Here is a 16,760-nt window from a genome sequence, read left to right on the forward strand (position 1 = left end):
ACGCTCACCAAATGTATGAATGGTGAGCGTATTCAATTTTTCATGATTAACCTTATACGCCATGATTATTGCATCCGACTTGTGAATGGTACCTCACACATTTCACTACTTGTAAAACTGGACGATTATTTAAACTGGATGTGCACGAAGACTTTCTTTTATTAAATGACGGTTAATAGCATTTAAATAAGCCTTCGCCGATGCTTCCAAAACATCCTGAGAGGAGTTGCGGCCAGTCGTCGATACATGATCATAACGAATATTTATAACAGCTTCACCAAGTGCATCGCGGCCTTTCCCCACTGATGTCACACGGTAATCAATCACATGAACAGCACTTGGTACTAGCTGCTCTAGCGTGTTAAAAATGGCTTCTACTGACCCAGACCCCGTAGCAACTACTGTTTTCTCTAATCCCTCTGGTGTTAGCACAATGGCTGTGGCCGTCGGAATATTTTCTGTACCGTATTGCACTTGAACCATTTTCAATTCAAATACTGGCACATCTTCTAACTGAATTTGCTGTTCTGTAAGAAGAGTCAGTAAATCTTCCTCTGTAATTTCCTTTTTACGATCCGCCAATTTTTTAAATTCCACAAACGCCTTATTCAGCTTTTCATCCGATAGATCAAAGCCCATTGTTTCAGCTCGATCACGGAAGGCTGCTCGACCAGAATGTTTTCCAAGAACTAAAGGTATTTCTCCTTCACCGATAAGGGCAGGTGAAATAATTTCATAAGTTTCTGGATTTTTTAACACACCGTCCTGATGAATACCAGATTCGTGTGCAAATGCATTTCGCCCAACAATCGCTTTGTTTGGCTGAATCACAACGTTTGTCAATTTACTGACTAATTGGGACGTACGTTTAATCTCTTGCAGCTGTATCCCTGTCTCTACCTGATAAAAATCCTTACGTATATGAAGTGCTACGGCAATTTCTTCTAACGCTACATTGCCTGCTCGCTCTCCTATGCCATTAATTGTTCCCTCCACTTGTGCAGCACCATTTTCAATTGCCGCCAATGTGTTGGCTGTTGCCATTCCTAAGTCGTCATGACAATGGGCAGAAAATTTGACTTTATCAGCGCCTTTTACGTTTTCCAGCAAATACTTAAATAATGCACCATATTCGTAAGGGGAGGCAAAGCCGACTGTGTCAGGGACGTTAATCGTTGTGGCCCCAGCTGCAACCACTTCATTCATAATTCGTACTAAAAATTCACGATCTGAACGGAATGCATCCTCAGCGGACCATTGTACAAGAGGAAAGAATTTTCTCGCATATTTAACTGCTTCAACTGCTTGCTCGATCACTTGCTCTGGTGATTTTTTCAGCTTGTATTCCATATGGATCGGCGAAGTAGCTAGAAAAATATGAATATGTGGTTGTTGAGCTACTTTAATAGCTTCCCATGTCGTATCAATATCCTTTTGGATACAACGAGCAAGGCCCGTTACGACTGAATTTTTTACTGTTTCAGCAATGCGATGGACTGCATCAAAGTCACCGGGCGACGAAGCAGGAAACCCTGCTTCAATAATTGTCACACCAAGGCGCTCTAACTGTTTAGCTATTTCTATTTTTTCTGCTGTATTTAAATTGATACCAGCAGATTGTTCACCATCGCGAAGCGTAGTATCGAAAATATCAATTTTTCGCACTTGTCGCCACTTCTCTTACCACTTTTTCTTTACCTTCATTGATGAATGGCATCATCTCACGTAGTTTTGCGCCTACTTCTTCGATTTGATGGTTCGCACCAGCCTCTTTGAACTTTGTATATTCAGGACGACCATTTTCATTTTCTTGAATCCAGCGACGAGCAAACGTACCATCTTGGATATCCGTTAACACGTCTTTCATACGAGCTTTTACAGACTCATCGATGATGCGTGGTCCAGCCACATAATCTCCCCACTCAGCTGTATCTGATACGGAGTAACGCATTGTTGCCATTCCACCTTCAAACATTAGATCAACAATTAGTTTTAACTCATGTAGTGTTTCAAAGTATGCTAATTCTGGTTGGTAGCCTGCTTCCACTAACGTTTCAAATCCTGCTTTTACTAGCTGCGTTGCACCACCACAAAGTACTGCTTGTTCGCCAAATAAATCTGTTTCTGTTTCTTCTTTAAATGTTGTTTCAAGAAGACCACCACGTGCGGCACCAATGCCTTTACCGTAAGCAAGTGCTAAATCTTTTGCTTGACCCGTTGCATCTTGATGGATAGCGAATAAACCTGGTACACCCGCACCTTCTTGGAATTGACGACGAACTAAATGCCCTGGGCCTTTTGGCGCTACTAAAAATACGTCAACATCTGCTGGCGGTGTAATTTGCCCAAAGTGAATATTGAAGCCGTGTGCAAACATTAGCGCTTTCCCTGCTTGTAGATGTGGAGCAATTTCTGCTTCATACACAGCTTTTTGTCGCTCATCTGGTAGTAGAATTTGGATTACATCTGCTTCTTGTGCTGCTTCAGCCACTGTTTTTACGTCAACACCATCTGCTTTAGCAGCATCGAAAGATCCACCTGGGCGTACCCCTACCACTACGTCAAAGCCTGATTCTTTAAGGTTTAATGCATGTGCATGACCTTGTGAGCCGTATCCGATAATTGCAATTTTCTTTCCTTTTAATACTTCCTCGTTAATATTTTGTTCATAGTACATTGTAGCCATTGTTGTTTCCTCCTAGAATTTGGTTTATTTTCACAGCTCTAGATGCATGACATTTTGGTAGTGCCCACATCCAAAGCTATCAATTTTATAGGCAAACTATTTTAAAATAGAGAGCTGCGGATTTGAGATTTTTTGTGTTTCACGAACTGAGGCAGTTGCCCCTGTACGTGTAAGTTCTTTAATGCCATATGGTCGAATGAGTTCAATAAAGGCATCTATTTTTTCTGGGTGTCCTACGACTTGATACGTCACTACATTTTTAGCTGTGTCAATTATTTGAGCGCGGAACGGTTCGACAATCGAATTCATTTCCAAGCGTAAATTTGGCGGTGAAATAACCTTTACTAGTGCTAGTTCTCGCAGGACAATCGATTTGTCAGTAATATCATTAACCTTTAATACATCAATTTGTTTGGATAATTGCTTCACTAGTTGTTCAATTTTGCCCTCATCCTCTACGTTGACAACAAAGGTCATTTTTGAAAAATTCGGTTGCTCTGTATGACCAACTGTAATGGATTCAATATTAAACTGACGTTTCATAAGTAAACCTGTTAATCGGTTTAACACACCACTTTGGTTAATCACAGTTACGGTAATTACTCGTTTCAATTCTTTTTCACCCCAATCATTTCATGTAGGCCTTTGCCTGGTGCTACCATTGGGTATACACATTCAAGCTGTTTCACACGACAATCGATTAACACAGGCTCATCCGAAAGTAATGCCTCTCGGAAAATAGCTTCCGCTTCATCAATTGTGTTAATGCGATAGCCTTTAATGCTATACGCATCCGCCAATTTAACAAAATCCGGTTGGATTGGCATAAGTGAGGACGAATAACGCTCTTCATAGAATGTTTCTTGCCATTGACGAACCATCCCTAAACAGCTATTATTCAAAATCACTATTTTTACTGGTAAATTAAATTCCTGTAAAATGGACAGCTCCTGTGCGGTCATTTGAAAACCTGCATCTCCTACAATTGAAATAACTTTTTTGTCTGGCTTCGCAAATTGGGCACCAATTGCGGCTGGGAAGCCGAAGCCCATCGTACCAAGTCCACCAGACGTTACCCATGCATGATCGTTATTTAAATGATAATACTGCGCTGTCCACATTTGATGCTGGCCAACATCTGTTGTCACAATGGCATCACCCTCTGTAATCTTATGAACTAATCGCAATGCCTCTTGTGGTAAAATTTCCTGATCATGTTCATTCTTGCAATACCATAATGGATAATCATTGGCGTGATTTCTTAAATAGGCTAGCCAATCCGTTGTATCAGGACCATCAAAATCCTTTTTCAGTATCGCTTTCAATGCTTCTTTTGCATCTGCCACAATCGGAATATCTGTCGGTACGTTTTTACCAATTTCAGCAGGATCAATATCGATATGAACAATTGTCGCATTTGGTGCAAATGTAGCTAAATTACCTGTTAAGCGATCATCAAATCGAGCACCAATATTAAGTAGTAAATCTGCCTTTGTTATAGCTGTGTTCGCTGTTGCTGTACCGTGCATGCCGGCCATCCCTAGGAATAATTCATGTTCACCGTGGATGGAGCCTAAGCCTAGTAAAGTATTCGTTACAGGGATACGGTATTTTTCAGCGAATGCCGTTAATTCTTCACGTGCGTCTGCAAAAAGAACACCTGCACCAGCTAAGATGACTGGATTTTTTGCTAAAGAAATTGCTTGTATCGCCTTTTGAACTTGTAAGTAGTTAGGCTTATAGGTTGGTTGATAGCCTGGTAAATAAATTTCATCCGGTGCTTGAGGCGGATTTTCTACATCAAACAGCATTTGTGAAACGTCCTTTGGGAAGTCAACGACAACTGGCCCCTTACGACCTGTGCTGGCAATATGGAAAGCTTCTTTGACAATACGTGGGATGTCATTTACATCTTGTACTTGATAATTATGCTTGGTAATTGGTGTTGTAATCCCCATAATATCCGCTTCTTGGAAAGCATCTGTGCCAATAACAGAAGTTGCAACCTGACCAGTAAATACCACTAATGGTATGGAATCAATCATGGCATCGGCTATCCCTGTAACAAGGTTTGTTGCGCCTGGGCCACTTGTAGCAATGACCACACCCGTTTTCCCTGAAACACGCGCATAGCCTTCCGCCGCATGGATAGCACCCTGCTCATGTCTTGTTAAAATATGACGGATTGGATTTTTATACATTGCATCATAAATTGGTAATACAGCACCACCTGGATAGCCAAAGATGATTTCAACGCCCTGATCGTGCAATGCCTGCACTAGTACGTCGGCCCCGTCCTTTGCTTGATAGGTTTGCTCAACTGTTGCAGTTGTTGCTAATTGTTCTTTTTCATTGATTGAAACATTCGCACTCATCAATATGCCTCCTTTATTTCTTTTAAACTCACACATCAGCGTTGTAGATTAGTGAAGTGTCACTAGCTGGTTAGTCTATGCTCTCCTACCGAAGAAGAAGAGTATGCTCATTCCATTGTGAAAATAATAAAAAGCCTTTTTCTCCACACGCAAAGAACTACCTTACGTAGGGATGAAAAAGACTTTCCATGGTACCACCCTTTTTTATAGCAAATAATTGCTACCTCGCGAATAAATGACAGCATTTATGCACCTATGCGGAAGATATCGCATCCAATAGGGTGTCATAAAACATTTATTCATTAATAACGAGCACTTTCGAATATGCCCGGAGCTATCTAATGGTGTAAACACGTTTAATAGCTCACTCCGAGGGGATGTCGGATCTAGTTGTATCGCCGGCTTCCAGCACGACCGGCTCTCTGGTAGATACAAGGCTCTAGAACCTTTAACCTCATCAACGTTTTCATTTATCTAGTTTTAAATCTTCATAACGCCACCAGTGGAAGCGTTCGTCACTAATTTTGAATATCTTGCGAGCCAACCACGTTTGATTTTAGGCTCAAAGACTGGTAATTTTGCACGACGTTCAGCTAAAACTTCCTCTGAAACTTGTAAATTAATCGTACGATTTGGTAGATCAATTTCAATCATATCTCCGTCTTCGACTAAAGCAATTGGACCACCTTCAGCAGCTTCTGGTGAAATATGTCCGATTGAAATACCGCGTGATGCCCCTGAGAAACGCCCATCTGTGATCAATGCCACTTTTGTACCAAGGCCACGACCTTGAATCGCAGATGTTGGTGCCAGCATTTCTGGCATTCCTGGGCCACCTTTAGGACCTTCATAGCGAATGACGACTACATGGCCCTCTTTTACTATTCCATTATCAATATTTTCTTGTGCTGCCTCCTGTGAATCAAAGACGATTGCTTGACCTTTGAATACTTGGATGGAGGGATCTACTGCGCCGACTTTAATCACTGAGCCTTCTGGTGCGATGTTACCAAATAACACCGATAAACCGCCTACAGCACTATATGGATTTTCTTTCGTTCGAATGACTTGATTATTCGTAATGTGATGATCTTTAACTAACTCACCCATTGTCACTCCTGCCACTGTTGGACGATTAGGATGTATAGCGCCTGGAATAGACACCAATTCATTAATAATGGCACTAACGCCACCAGCTTTATTAATATCATCCATTGAAATATCGGAAGCAGGCATGATTTTTGCTAAATAGGGTACTCGTTCTGCGACTTTATTAATATCCTCAATGTTGTAATCTATTTCTGCTTCATTGGCAATGGCTAATGTATGTAGAACCGTGTTAGTAGAGCCGCCCATAGCCATATCTAATGCAAAAGCATCGTCAATTGCCTCTTTTGTAATAATATCGCGTGGCTTAATGTCTTCCTTCACCATACGAATTAATTGTTTCGCCGCTTCTTTAATCAGCTTATGACGCTCTTCAGAAGTAGCTACGATTGTTCCATTACCTGGTAAAGCAACACCTAGCATTTCCATTAAACAGTTCATAGAGTTTGCGGTAAACATCCCTGAACAGGAACCGCAAGTCGGACAAGCATTATTTTCTATATCTAATAGCTCTTCAGCAGACATATTTCCTGATTTATGAGCACCGACACCTTCAAAAACAGAAGTTAATGAAAGTTGTTTGCCTGAGGCAGATGTACCTGCCTCCATTGGACCACCCGACACAAAAATCGATGGTACGTTAGTACGAACTGCTGCCATAAGCATACCTGGTGTAATTTTGTCACAGTTTGGAATATAAAATACGCCATCAAACCAGTGTGCATTAATAACCGTCTCGGCTGAGTCTGCTATAATTTCACGACTTGGTAATGAATAGCGCATACCAATATGCCCCATTGCAATACCATCATCGACACCAATTGTATTAAATTCGAATGGAATACCACCCGCTTCAATAATGGCTTCTTTTACAACATCAGCGAACGTACGTAAATGAACGTGACCTGGTATTATGTCGATATAGGAGTTACAAACCCCAATAAATGGCTTGCCTAAATCTTTTGCTTTTACTTTGCCTGTTGCATATAAAAGACTTCGATGTGGCGCTCGATCTACGCCTACTTTTATCATGTCACTTCTCATTTTAAACGCCCCTCATTTATTGCTTTCCATACTATGTTCGTTGCTATATACAAAATCAAAATCTTCTGTCTATTTATTTTTTGTTTATAGATAACAGCTTTCTAGAGTACTACTGCTGTAACGAACGTGTTAAATTGTTGTTATCATAGTACGAAAAAAAGGTCTCGTCAACACTATTTTTTGAATTGTTTAAACAATTCAAAAAATCTGTCAAAATTGAAATCGTTTACATGCTGATTAAGCATCAGTTTTATCTCGTTTTGATAAAAATTTTGACATTTCGTTCAAATTTTAATTTTTTAAAAATATAGAACGATAATTTTCTAAATATGAACAGAGGGTTGGAAAGGACGGAAAAGGAGATAGCGCTTACAATAGAAATAATTTTTTTAAATATCTTGTAAAAAACACATGATTGGGATCATATTGGTGTCGAATGTTTAAAAACTTTTCAATTTCAGGATATAATTCATAAACCTTTTGAGCCGTTAAATGATGTTGTTTTCCCCAATGTGGACGACCTTCATATTTTTGCATCAACGTATGCACCCATTTAAAATAGGGCTCCTCTGACATTCCTTTATACATATGGAAGGCGATAAAGGCTGATTCACGCCCCTGTGTAGGGCTTAAAAAACCAGCTTCCCCTGCAGTTGTTCGACATTCTAATGGAAAATGAACATTAAAAACACCCTTTTTAAAGGTTGCATGAATTTCCTCTAGACAAGCTTCAAATTGAGATAATGGGATAGCATATTCACTTTCCTGGAACTTCACACTACGAGGGGAAGGGTAAATTTCATAGCTTATACCTATTTTTTCACTTTCCACCACATTAGCCGCTGCTATTTTACTCATGGTACCACTTAAAGCTGGTTTCCACTTACACAGCTCAGACATCGCAAAAAAAGCACCATTTTCTACAATTTGTAACTTGAGGTTTTTTATTTTCTTATTCCACTCGCTTTGATAGACAGGGGCCACAACATTCATTCGCTTCACTTGAATCGTCTCACTACCAGGGAAATAGAACCATTCCACATGACGATGTTGTTGGATATCCTCTGCAAATCCAAAGAGTCCATTAGCTAAAGTATCTCTTGCCCCCACATAATGCAGACCATATAATGGCATGACTTTGATCGTTACTTTGACAAGAATACCGAGCATTCCTAGCGAGACATGAAGCGCTTCAGATAAATCGTCCATTCCTCGTCGATGCTCCTGATAAGTTCCCGTCCCATCCACAAACCCCCACGACATCACGGTCGAGGATAAGGAACCAAGTGTAATCCCTGTGCCATGTGTACCCGTTGAAACGGCACCTGCAATGGTTTGCTCCTGAATATCTCCCATATTAATTAATGCAAAGCCATGCTTTGCTAACATTGGTCCAATTTCATATAAATAGGTTCCAGCCCATAATGTAGCCTCCTGCTTTTCCTCATTCACAGCGATTAATCCGCGCATATTATGTAAGGAAATAGCTATATGCTCCGGCATTGCCACAGCGCTAAATGAGTGTGCTGCACCTGTAACACGAATCGTCTTTGCTGATTCACGTGCATGTTTAACAATCATTGAAACCTCTTCAATGGAATGAGGTAAATACATTTCACTTGGATAGGAAATAACATTCCCAGCCCAATTTGTCCATTTTTCTCCATTCTTCCACTTTTCTATAGAAAACATTGTCCATCCCCCCTGTAAGTTGTAAAAGGTCCTACATACTTGTCCCCTCGAACACCATGTAATAATTGGAATCGCTCACAAAGCTCCCCAGCCTTAGCATGTCGAAAATAAATGGTATCACCAATTTGAATGTTTTCCCCTTTGACCTTAATCGGTGTTTGCACCTCTCCGGCGCCTTCTAAGCTAAGATATGCAAAATTGGTAGGTTCATAGAATACAGGTAACCGATCACTACCAATCGCACCAGAAGCTGTATATCCCCCACCATGACAAACAACGATATTTTTTTCAGGCTGTCTCGTGACACGTAAGGCAAATCCAGCTGCTTTTTCAAGCTGCAAATGGGTAAATTGGTCAAAAAGAGCAGGGGCATAAAATGCAGAGCCAACCGTAATTTCAGTCACTTCTTTCTGTTGAGTTGTGTAAGTCATACTACCTGAGCCTCCTCCATTAATAAAACGTAAAGTTGGAAAGTAGGCTTTGATATGAGCTACAGCTAATCGACGAAATTGAGTGACCTGCTTTTTCGCCTGTGCTTGCATGGCTTCTATTACTCTACCCTTTAAAACATTCGCTGGACGATTACCAACACCAGCGATTTGCGCCTCATAGCCCATAGCCCCAACTACTTCAATAGAAGGATTATTTTTTATTGCTTGCAAAAATGGAGTTAACGTCTCAAGGGAATATAATGATGAACGTTTCGTACCAAAGTACAATAATTTAAAATCATTTGAAACATTAATATCAATGCAAACTGGGACACGCACACCCATTTCATTCCCTAACTTCGCTAATAGTTGGATATGTTCATGTCGATCAACCATAAACGTAACGGTTTTCCCCTCTTGAACAAAGTGCAATAATTGACGTATAGCCGTCTCTTCCATCACTGGATAGCCTAATAACAAATCATCGAACTGCTGCTGCAATAAAAAAATCGTCTCTGCTGCTGTGAAAGTCATAAATCCTATTACATTCTCAAGTTTGTTTTGAATATAGCGAAGCACCTCTACTGAACGAATCGATTTTGTTGCTAAACGAATTGGTTTTCCCCCACATGCATCCTGTACAATTTGAATATTTTTATCAAGTGCATCAAAATCCAACCACGCAAATGGCCGTTCCAAATGACAAAACGGTTGATCCCATCTTGTTGTCATTTAATCCCTCCCTTTTAAGTACTAAGTATTAGACATGTAATAGAATAATTCCTTTAATCAAAATAAAAACAACCGTGAGCAGTTAACTAACAATGCCTACACGGTTGTTTTAAAATGGGACAAACATTTCATTCACCTTTCTATTAAATTGGTTACGATGCGTATAGGAAATCCGCTGCTAGATTTAATAAAACTAACAAATGCAAGCCCGCTATTAGTAAACCTTGACGATTTAATCGTTTCATTACAGCCATATTCATATATACCACGCTCCTTTTTCACATTATATTCTTTTTTAGTTCATTTTTCAAACTATTCAAATAATGGAAAATTACCCATTTAAAAAGGCTACCTATAAGGAATGTGCTAAATAAAGTATGCATGGGCGATCGAGGTGATGAATCAAAAATATTTTTTACTAATGAATAGGCTGTTTTTGCAGATAATTTTAGAAAAGGCTTATTCATTTCTTTCGAAAGTAGGTGAATGTATTTTAGGTACGATTTGAAGGCGCAAACATACTATAGAAGTAAGCGATAATCGGTGTATATATCATATAAAAGCTGTTCTATGTAATGTAGGCATTTTTGCAACAATTTATGCAGATGATTTGGCTGTCACTCCAGCTAACGATCAATTGACATGGTGAAAGAGCTGCAAGGTTTGACGACAGCCTGATAAAAGCATGTAATTATTACTAAAAAAGATGGCAACGTTTAATCTGCTTCATTCAGGGTATAACTAAGTAATCGCCATTATATCTTAACTTTAAGGAGATGAGAAATATGATTAGCTTCATTTGGTATTTAATCATCGGAGGGATTCTTGGATGGTTAGCAGGCGTAATTTTAGGTAAGGATGTACCTGGTGGTATCATCGGTAATATTATAGCGGGGATTGTCGGTTCTTGGATTGGTAGTATGGTTTTAGGGAACTGGGGTTGGAGAGTTAGTGATTTCTACGTATTCCCTGCGTTAATCGGTGCTATCGTGCTGATATTTATCGTAAGCCTTATTCTCAAAGGTATGCGTAAAGCGACTTAAATATGCGATGAAGAGCCATCCAATGTGATGGCTCTTTATTTTTCTTGATGTAAAAGGACTGCCGCTTTTAACTCATCATGATAAGAATTGTACAATTGATAGTAAGACAACACATTTTCCACATATTCCTCACTGTGGTTATATTGAAAAACTGCCTTTTTAATGTCACCTTTTGCCGCACCATATTTCGACAAGTAATTAGCTGCACTAAAAACGGCATCCTCTATGTCATATGGATCTGCAATCCCATCCCCATTTGCATCAACACCATATCCCCCATATTTCGCAATGATCTGCGGGCTCATTAACTCTGTCTTGGAAATATTCCCCTTCCCTAAACCTGAGCAAGTGGGATGCTTCCAGCCAACAAATGTGCAAGGCATAAATTGCATATGCCCTACTGCGCCTGCTGACGATACCATCGTTTTCACCGTCGAAAAACGAGTCTCAATTCGATGGTGTGCAGCAAGTAGAGTCCACGGTACGCCATACTTCTCCTCCGCCGCTATGTATACAGGAATAAATTTTTCAGGAATGCTTATATCAAAATGCTCCTGAATTTCTTCTATTGCCTTTTCCTGAGCAAGCTTTTCAAAAATCGGTAAGGTTTGAAGCTCCTTCCAAGCAAAAAAAGTAAGGACATATACGGTTATTGCAATTGGAATCAATAATGCTATCATACCCAATTTTGTCGCGGGTGATAACATCGGTTTGTTATTCTTTTTTTTAGCCATAAGTCACACCTAATCTAGTAGTCTACTTCCATATTACCAAATTTCTCGAAATAAGTAGTGAAATTTTTTAAGTCATACAACCTAGCAGCATAGGACATCATTTCCACTACGAAAGCAGTTGAAAGACTTGGGAAAAATATAGTAAAATACAAATTGATTAATTTTAAGGATCATAATAGGGAGGAATTTTATTTTGTGGAAAGACTTTAAAGAATTTGCGATGAAAGGCAATATTATCGATTTAGCAGTAGCAGTTGTCATTGGTGGTGCTTTCGGTAAAATTGTAACCTCCTTAGTTGAAAATATCATTATGCCATTAGTTGGTGTGTTAACAGGTGGTATTGATTTAACAGCAAGCTTTGTCTATGGCTCAGGTGACGCTCAAATCAAATTAGGTGTATTTTTACAATCAATTATTGATTTTTTAATTATTGCGTTTGCAATTTTTATGGCTTTACGAATTATGACGAAGCTTACCAATAAAAAGGAAGAAGCAGTCGTGGAAGAACCAACTCCTGAGCTGGATGCCAAGGAAGAGCTTCTAAAGGAAATCCGCGATTTATTAAAAAAGGAACAAGCCTAATATCTATCGCTAATTCGAATCTGTCTCAATCCAATGAGGCAGATTCTTTTTCATTAGCAGAAAAATACCTCCAATGGCTTTTCTTCAAATCCACATTACTCCCTCAACGATTAATGAACTTACTTCCAGTGAAGCCGCATTGTCAGACATAGAAATGATCCATTCCCCACTATAACCTACTATTCCTACGTGATTAACATAAAATAATCTAGCTAATTTTCTGAAATCACCCTTGTTCTTCTTGAATATCCATGTTAAATTGGTAACAATTATTGAGATTACTACTATTAAATGAAAAGCGAATAGTCCCGCTTTACATAATATTGGAGAAAAGAGTGACGTCATGACATTAAACAGAAGCATTGAAACAAAACTTGTTCAACTAGGCAATTTAAGTGACCCAACAACCGGAGCGGTTAGTCCACCTATCCATTTATCAACGGCTTATAAACATGCTGGGATCGGGGAATCTACAGGCTTTGACTACACACGTACAAAAAATCCAACCCGTGCTCTTTTAGAAGCAGGCTTTGCTGATTTAGAGGGTGGAGATATGGGCTTTGCCTGTAGCTCTGGGATGGCTGCCATCCAATTAGTATTATCTATATTTAAACCAGGCGATGAATTAGTGGTGCCAGATGATTTATATGGCGGTACATATAGACTATTTAACTTCTTCCAAGAAACATATAATATTAAGCCTGTTTATTCAAAATTCGAATCAGTGGAGCAGGTAGAAGCATTAATAAATGAAAATACACGTGCATTATTCATCGAAACACCAACGAATCCGCTTATGCAGGAATTTGATTTACAAGTATATGCTGAGCTTGCACATAAGCATGGTGCATTGTTAATTGTAGATAATACATTCTATACACCATACTTCCAACGTCCTATTGATTTGGGAGCAGATATTGTGCTTCACTCTGCAACAAAATATATTGGCGGGCATAATGATGTCTTGGCTGGAATCGTGGTAGCTAAAGGCACAGAATTAGCGGAACGCATTGGTTTTATTCATAATGGTAGCGGCATGGTGCTTGGTGCTATGGATTCTTGGTTACTTATTCGTGGCTTAAAAACAATGCACCTTCGCTTAAAGCAACATGATGCCAATGCTAAAGCCATTGCTGCTTATTTAGAGGACGAGGCACTAGTTACCGATGTCCTTTATACAGGAAAAGGTGGTATGCTGTCATTCCGCTTACAAAAGCCTGAGTGGATTGACCCATTCCTTCGTAACTTAAAGTTAATTACTTTTGCTGAAAGTCTTGGTGGTGTGGAAAGCTTTATTACATACCCAGCGACTCAAACACATGCAGATATGCCTTATGAAGAACGAGTTGAACGTGGTGTTTGCGATCGTTTACTACGCTTCTCAGTTGGTATTGAGGAGGCAGAAGATTTAATCGCAGACTTACGACAAGTATTTAATATCCTAAGAAAAGAGGCATAATAATGAAGCAACATATTGAAACTAGCCTCATTCACGCGGGTGTTCGTGATGGCTACTCAAATAAAAAAGGGGCAGTCAATGTTCCTATGTACCTTTCCTCTACTTTCCACCAAGAGAGTATTGATGAGTTTGGCGAATATGATTATGCTCGTTCCGGTAACCCTACGCGCGATGCTCTAGAAAAAGCGATAGCAGAGCTTGAAGGTGGAGTTCGTGCCCATGCCTTTTCTTCAGGGATTGCTGCCGTCTCAGCAGCTTTAATGCTGTTATCACAGGGCGACCATATCGTCATGACTGAAGATGTTTATGGTGGAACATATCGTTTTGTGACAAAGGTATTACCGCGATTTGGCATTTCCCATACTTTTGTAGATTTCACGGATTTAGCAGCCGTGGAAGCCTCTATAACGCCTGCTACAAAACTGCTTTATATGGAAACACCATCTAATCCAACGCTAGGCATTACAGATATTCGTGGTGTAGTAGAACTGGCGAAACAACACCAGTGTCATACATTTTTGGATAATACATTTATGACTCCATTACATCAACGTCCGTTAGAATTAGGTGTTGATGTCGTTATTCATAGTGCGACGAAGTTTTTATCGGGGCATTCTGATATTATTGCAGGATTAACAGTCACAGCTGATGAAAAACTTGGACAGGACTTATACTTTATCCAAAATTCATTTGGCAATATTTTGGGTGTACAGGATTCATTCACACTCTTGCAGAACATTAAAACGACAGATGTACGCTTTAGTCGTTCTGCACAATCTGCTCAAAAAATTGCCGAGTTTTTAGCAACTCATACACTAGTTGAACAAGTCTACTACCCTGGCCTCTCCTCACATCCAGGTCATGACATCCATCAGCGTCAAAGTACAAGCTCTGGAGCAGTTTTATCCTTCCGCTTACCAAGCTATGCTTCGGCAAAAGCATTGGTCGAGGCAATGAAAATCCCAGTTTTCGCTGTCTCACTTGGTGGTGTGGAATCCATTCTTTCCTACCCGGCAAAGATGAGCCATGCCGCTATGGAGCCTGAGCAACGTGCCAAACGTGGGATCACAGATGGACTTTTACGTTTTTCTGTAGGACTCGAGCATGTAGATGATTTAATAGCCGATTTTGCACAAGCTCTAGAAGCCGCTGCAAAAGCTTAATCAAATAAACGTTAAAACCGCGCCAATAATGACGCGGTTTTTCAGTAAGTTCAATTTTTCACCTTAGCCAATACGCGATATAAATAATCGCCATGCCCCTTTGCTAACAAAGTATCTTGCTCAGCTGATATCCAGTAAAAAGAAAAAAGTAAATCTGCTTCATTCAACCCAGTAGGATAATGTTGCCAGGTTTCCTTTGTCTCATCGGAGGTAGTTAAATGATAAAAATAACGCTTCTGTAAAACACCTGATGGATGGTTAAAATAATCCTGTGCAATAAGCCCTTGAACAACAAGTGTTGTTAGGCCTGTCTCCTCCAACATCTCCCGCTTTACGGCCTCTAATGGTGTTTCCCCTTCTTCAATCGTACCTTTGGGAACTTGAATACCTGCCCCTACTGTATTTTGTTCAAATACGAGAACTTGAATTTGTTCCCCATGCTCTCTTGTAATATAGCCAAATGCTTTTTCAACTACTTGCATGAAGTCTTCCCCCTATCTAATTGTGCGGTACAATAAAGATAAAAATTGGAATAACAGGTGAAAAGTGTTGACACTTATTATACGTCAGATGCAAGAAAATGACATTACTTTTGTACAAGAAATTACTAGTCGAAGTCGGCATCATACCTCCCTCTAAAATCGCATCTAGTCCCCGATTTTAGAGTGTCTTATTGGACTATCATCATCAGAGCAGTGATTGGCATACATTTTTCAGTCTTATGCATTCTGCTATTTGCCCAGTACTCTACCACACGTTTGTATTTATGTAAGATTAATTTGTTCGGCCTGAATGACAAGCGCTGTTAATCCTGATATACTGCCAGATTCATGTGCTTGTCCTTGTTGCCAAAGAACGCCATCTCCTGTTGCAATATCGACTCTTTTTCCATCCTCACCACAAACCCAGCCTTCACCTTGAATAACAATAAATAATTGTGGCACAGGTGCTTCATGCATGCCTACTACACCATTTGGCTTAATATAGATAAATCCGATATTCGTGGGAACTACCGTTTTCATGATTTTTTGATAAAACGCATTGATGGACTGATATGAGTGAATTTGATTCGCTAAATCTTGAGTAAAATGAAATAGTTGCATCTAATTTGATTCCTTTCACGCTATGCTAATTCTTCCTGAGCAAATGCTAATAACGTCCCATCTTCTTTTTTGTAATAAAAAGCAAATGCATCATAGCCATTTTTTTTTACCGTCTCCCAATCTGTTGTTTCACCATTCATTAACTGTACATTTCCTTGTTCATCCACCTCATAGTCATCCGCTTCTTCATCATAATCAATGTTGTAGAAAAATGATAAGATAACTTCAGTGGCGGGCATATTATATGGCTGAAGAGGACGGTTGCCACGTTGTTCTTCCGTATAGTCATCACAAAACAACGCATTATAACCATGTAAAGTCGCATCAAAAAGCAAAATTTCCTCTGCTGTTAAAGGGTCCTTGGCAATGATTTTAGCAGTTGAACCTGAAATGAATGGTAAAACCTCCCCTTCTAAGGCTAATAAATCACCGTAATACCGAATTTCAAATTGCTTATTATTTGAACTAGAGCAAAGCTGTAATTGTGATTCGACCCCTTCTGGCTGTTGAATCCTTTTTGCAAAATGCTGTAAATAAGTAGGAATAAGATTGTTCATAGTTGGCTTCACTCCCCTTTTTATTCAATCCCTTTTCAGTATTATCATACA

At 39.6% G+C, this 16,760-nt stretch carries 15 protein-coding genes; 4 read left to right on the top strand and 11 right to left on the bottom strand.

Going from position 1 to position 16,760, the window contains the following annotated elements; all coding sequences use genetic code 11:
- Positions 1–129: 129 nt before the first annotated feature.
- From MKY88_RS14450 to MKY88_RS14480, 7 genes are all read right to left on the bottom strand, one after another.
- A complete protein-coding gene (locus MKY88_RS14450) occupies positions 130–1,665 on the bottom strand; it encodes a 2-isopropylmalate synthase (protein ID WP_340814010.1) in 1,536 nt (511 codons plus the stop codon).
- Positions 1,652–2,686 carry a ketol-acid reductoisomerase gene (ilvC, locus tag MKY88_RS14455; protein WP_008180491.1) on the bottom strand — a complete coding sequence of 345 codons (1,035 nt, stop codon included), beginning with the start codon at positions 2,684–2,686 and terminating at the stop codon, positions 1,652–1,654. Before ilvC ends, MKY88_RS14450 begins: the two co-directional genes overlap by 14 nt.
- Before the next feature lie 96 nt (positions 2,687–2,782).
- Complete coding sequence (gene ilvN, locus MKY88_RS14460; RefSeq protein WP_069481820.1) at positions 2,783–3,298, bottom strand: acetolactate synthase small subunit; 516 nt, start codon at positions 3,296–3,298, stop codon at positions 2,783–2,785.
- A complete protein-coding gene (gene ilvB, locus MKY88_RS14465) occupies positions 3,295–5,061 on the bottom strand; it encodes a biosynthetic-type acetolactate synthase large subunit (RefSeq protein WP_193832377.1) in 1,767 nt (588 codons plus the stop codon). The genes ilvN and ilvB overlap by 4 nt, the downstream gene beginning before the upstream one ends.
- A gap of 480 nt (positions 5,062–5,541) precedes the next feature.
- A complete protein-coding gene (ilvD, locus tag MKY88_RS14470; protein WP_008180485.1) occupies positions 5,542–7,212 on the bottom strand; it encodes a dihydroxy-acid dehydratase in 1,671 nt (556 codons plus the stop codon).
- A 369-nt stretch (positions 7,213–7,581) separates the two neighbouring features.
- The gene (locus MKY88_RS14475) at positions 7,582–8,904 is read right to left on the bottom strand and encodes a D-arabinono-1,4-lactone oxidase (protein ID WP_340814011.1); all 1,323 of its coding nucleotides are present in this window, start codon (positions 8,902–8,904) and stop codon (positions 7,582–7,584) included.
- Positions 8,892–10,067 (bottom strand): amino acid deaminase/aldolase, encoded by a 1,176-nt coding sequence (locus MKY88_RS14480; protein WP_340814012.1) that lies wholly within the window; start codon positions 10,065–10,067, stop codon positions 8,892–8,894. The genes MKY88_RS14475 and MKY88_RS14480 overlap by 13 nt, the downstream gene beginning before the upstream one ends.
- Before the next feature lie 785 nt (positions 10,068–10,852).
- On the opposite strand from MKY88_RS14480, the gene MKY88_RS14485 reads away from it, so the two are divergent.
- A complete protein-coding gene (locus tag MKY88_RS14485) occupies positions 10,853–11,110 on the top strand; it encodes a GlsB/YeaQ/YmgE family stress response membrane protein (protein WP_004231402.1) in 258 nt (85 codons plus the stop codon).
- 35 nt (positions 11,111–11,145) lie between these two features.
- On the opposite strand, the gene MKY88_RS14490 is transcribed toward MKY88_RS14485, so the two are convergent.
- The gene (locus MKY88_RS14490; protein WP_193832381.1) at positions 11,146–11,844 is read right to left on the bottom strand and encodes a lytic transglycosylase domain-containing protein; all 699 of its coding nucleotides are present in this window, start codon (positions 11,842–11,844) and stop codon (positions 11,146–11,148) included.
- Between the two features lie 193 nt (positions 11,845–12,037).
- Here MKY88_RS14490 and mscL point away from each other — a divergent pair, with 193 nt between their 5' ends.
- The 3 genes from mscL (at position 12,038) to MKY88_RS14505 (ending at position 15,049) form a co-directional block, all read left to right on the top strand.
- Complete coding sequence (mscL, locus tag MKY88_RS14495) at positions 12,038–12,427, top strand: large conductance mechanosensitive channel protein MscL (RefSeq protein WP_008180473.1); 390 nt, start codon at positions 12,038–12,040, stop codon at positions 12,425–12,427.
- A gap of 343 nt (positions 12,428–12,770) precedes the next feature.
- Complete coding sequence (locus tag MKY88_RS14500) at positions 12,771–13,886, top strand: methionine biosynthesis PLP-dependent protein (protein ID WP_258269072.1); 1,116 nt, start codon at positions 12,771–12,773, stop codon at positions 13,884–13,886.
- 2 nt (positions 13,887–13,888) lie between these two features.
- Positions 13,889–15,049 (top strand): aminotransferase class I/II-fold pyridoxal phosphate-dependent enzyme, encoded by a 1,161-nt coding sequence (locus MKY88_RS14505; protein WP_340814013.1) that lies wholly within the window; start codon positions 13,889–13,891, stop codon positions 15,047–15,049.
- A gap of 50 nt (positions 15,050–15,099) precedes the next feature.
- Here the strand turns inward: MKY88_RS14505 and MKY88_RS14510 are convergent, their stop codons facing one another.
- From MKY88_RS14510 to MKY88_RS14520, 3 genes are all read right to left on the bottom strand, one after another.
- The gene (locus tag MKY88_RS14510; protein WP_193832383.1) at positions 15,100–15,531 is read right to left on the bottom strand and encodes an NUDIX hydrolase; all 432 of its coding nucleotides are present in this window, start codon (positions 15,529–15,531) and stop codon (positions 15,100–15,102) included.
- A gap of 282 nt (positions 15,532–15,813) precedes the next feature.
- Positions 15,814–16,152: a cupin domain-containing protein gene (locus MKY88_RS14515; protein ID WP_328200459.1), complete on the bottom strand. Its 339-nt coding sequence runs from the start codon at positions 16,150–16,152 to the stop codon at positions 15,814–15,816.
- A gap of 20 nt (positions 16,153–16,172) precedes the next feature.
- Complete coding sequence (locus tag MKY88_RS14520; protein ID WP_340814014.1) at positions 16,173–16,709, bottom strand: hypothetical protein; 537 nt, start codon at positions 16,707–16,709, stop codon at positions 16,173–16,175.
- Between the last annotated feature and the right edge of the window lie 51 nt (positions 16,710–16,760).

Origin of the sequence: Lysinibacillus sp. FSL R7-0073 (assembly GCF_038009065.1) — a bacterium.
Classification (GTDB): Bacteria; Bacillota; Bacilli; order Bacillales_A; family Planococcaceae; genus Lysinibacillus; species Lysinibacillus fusiformis.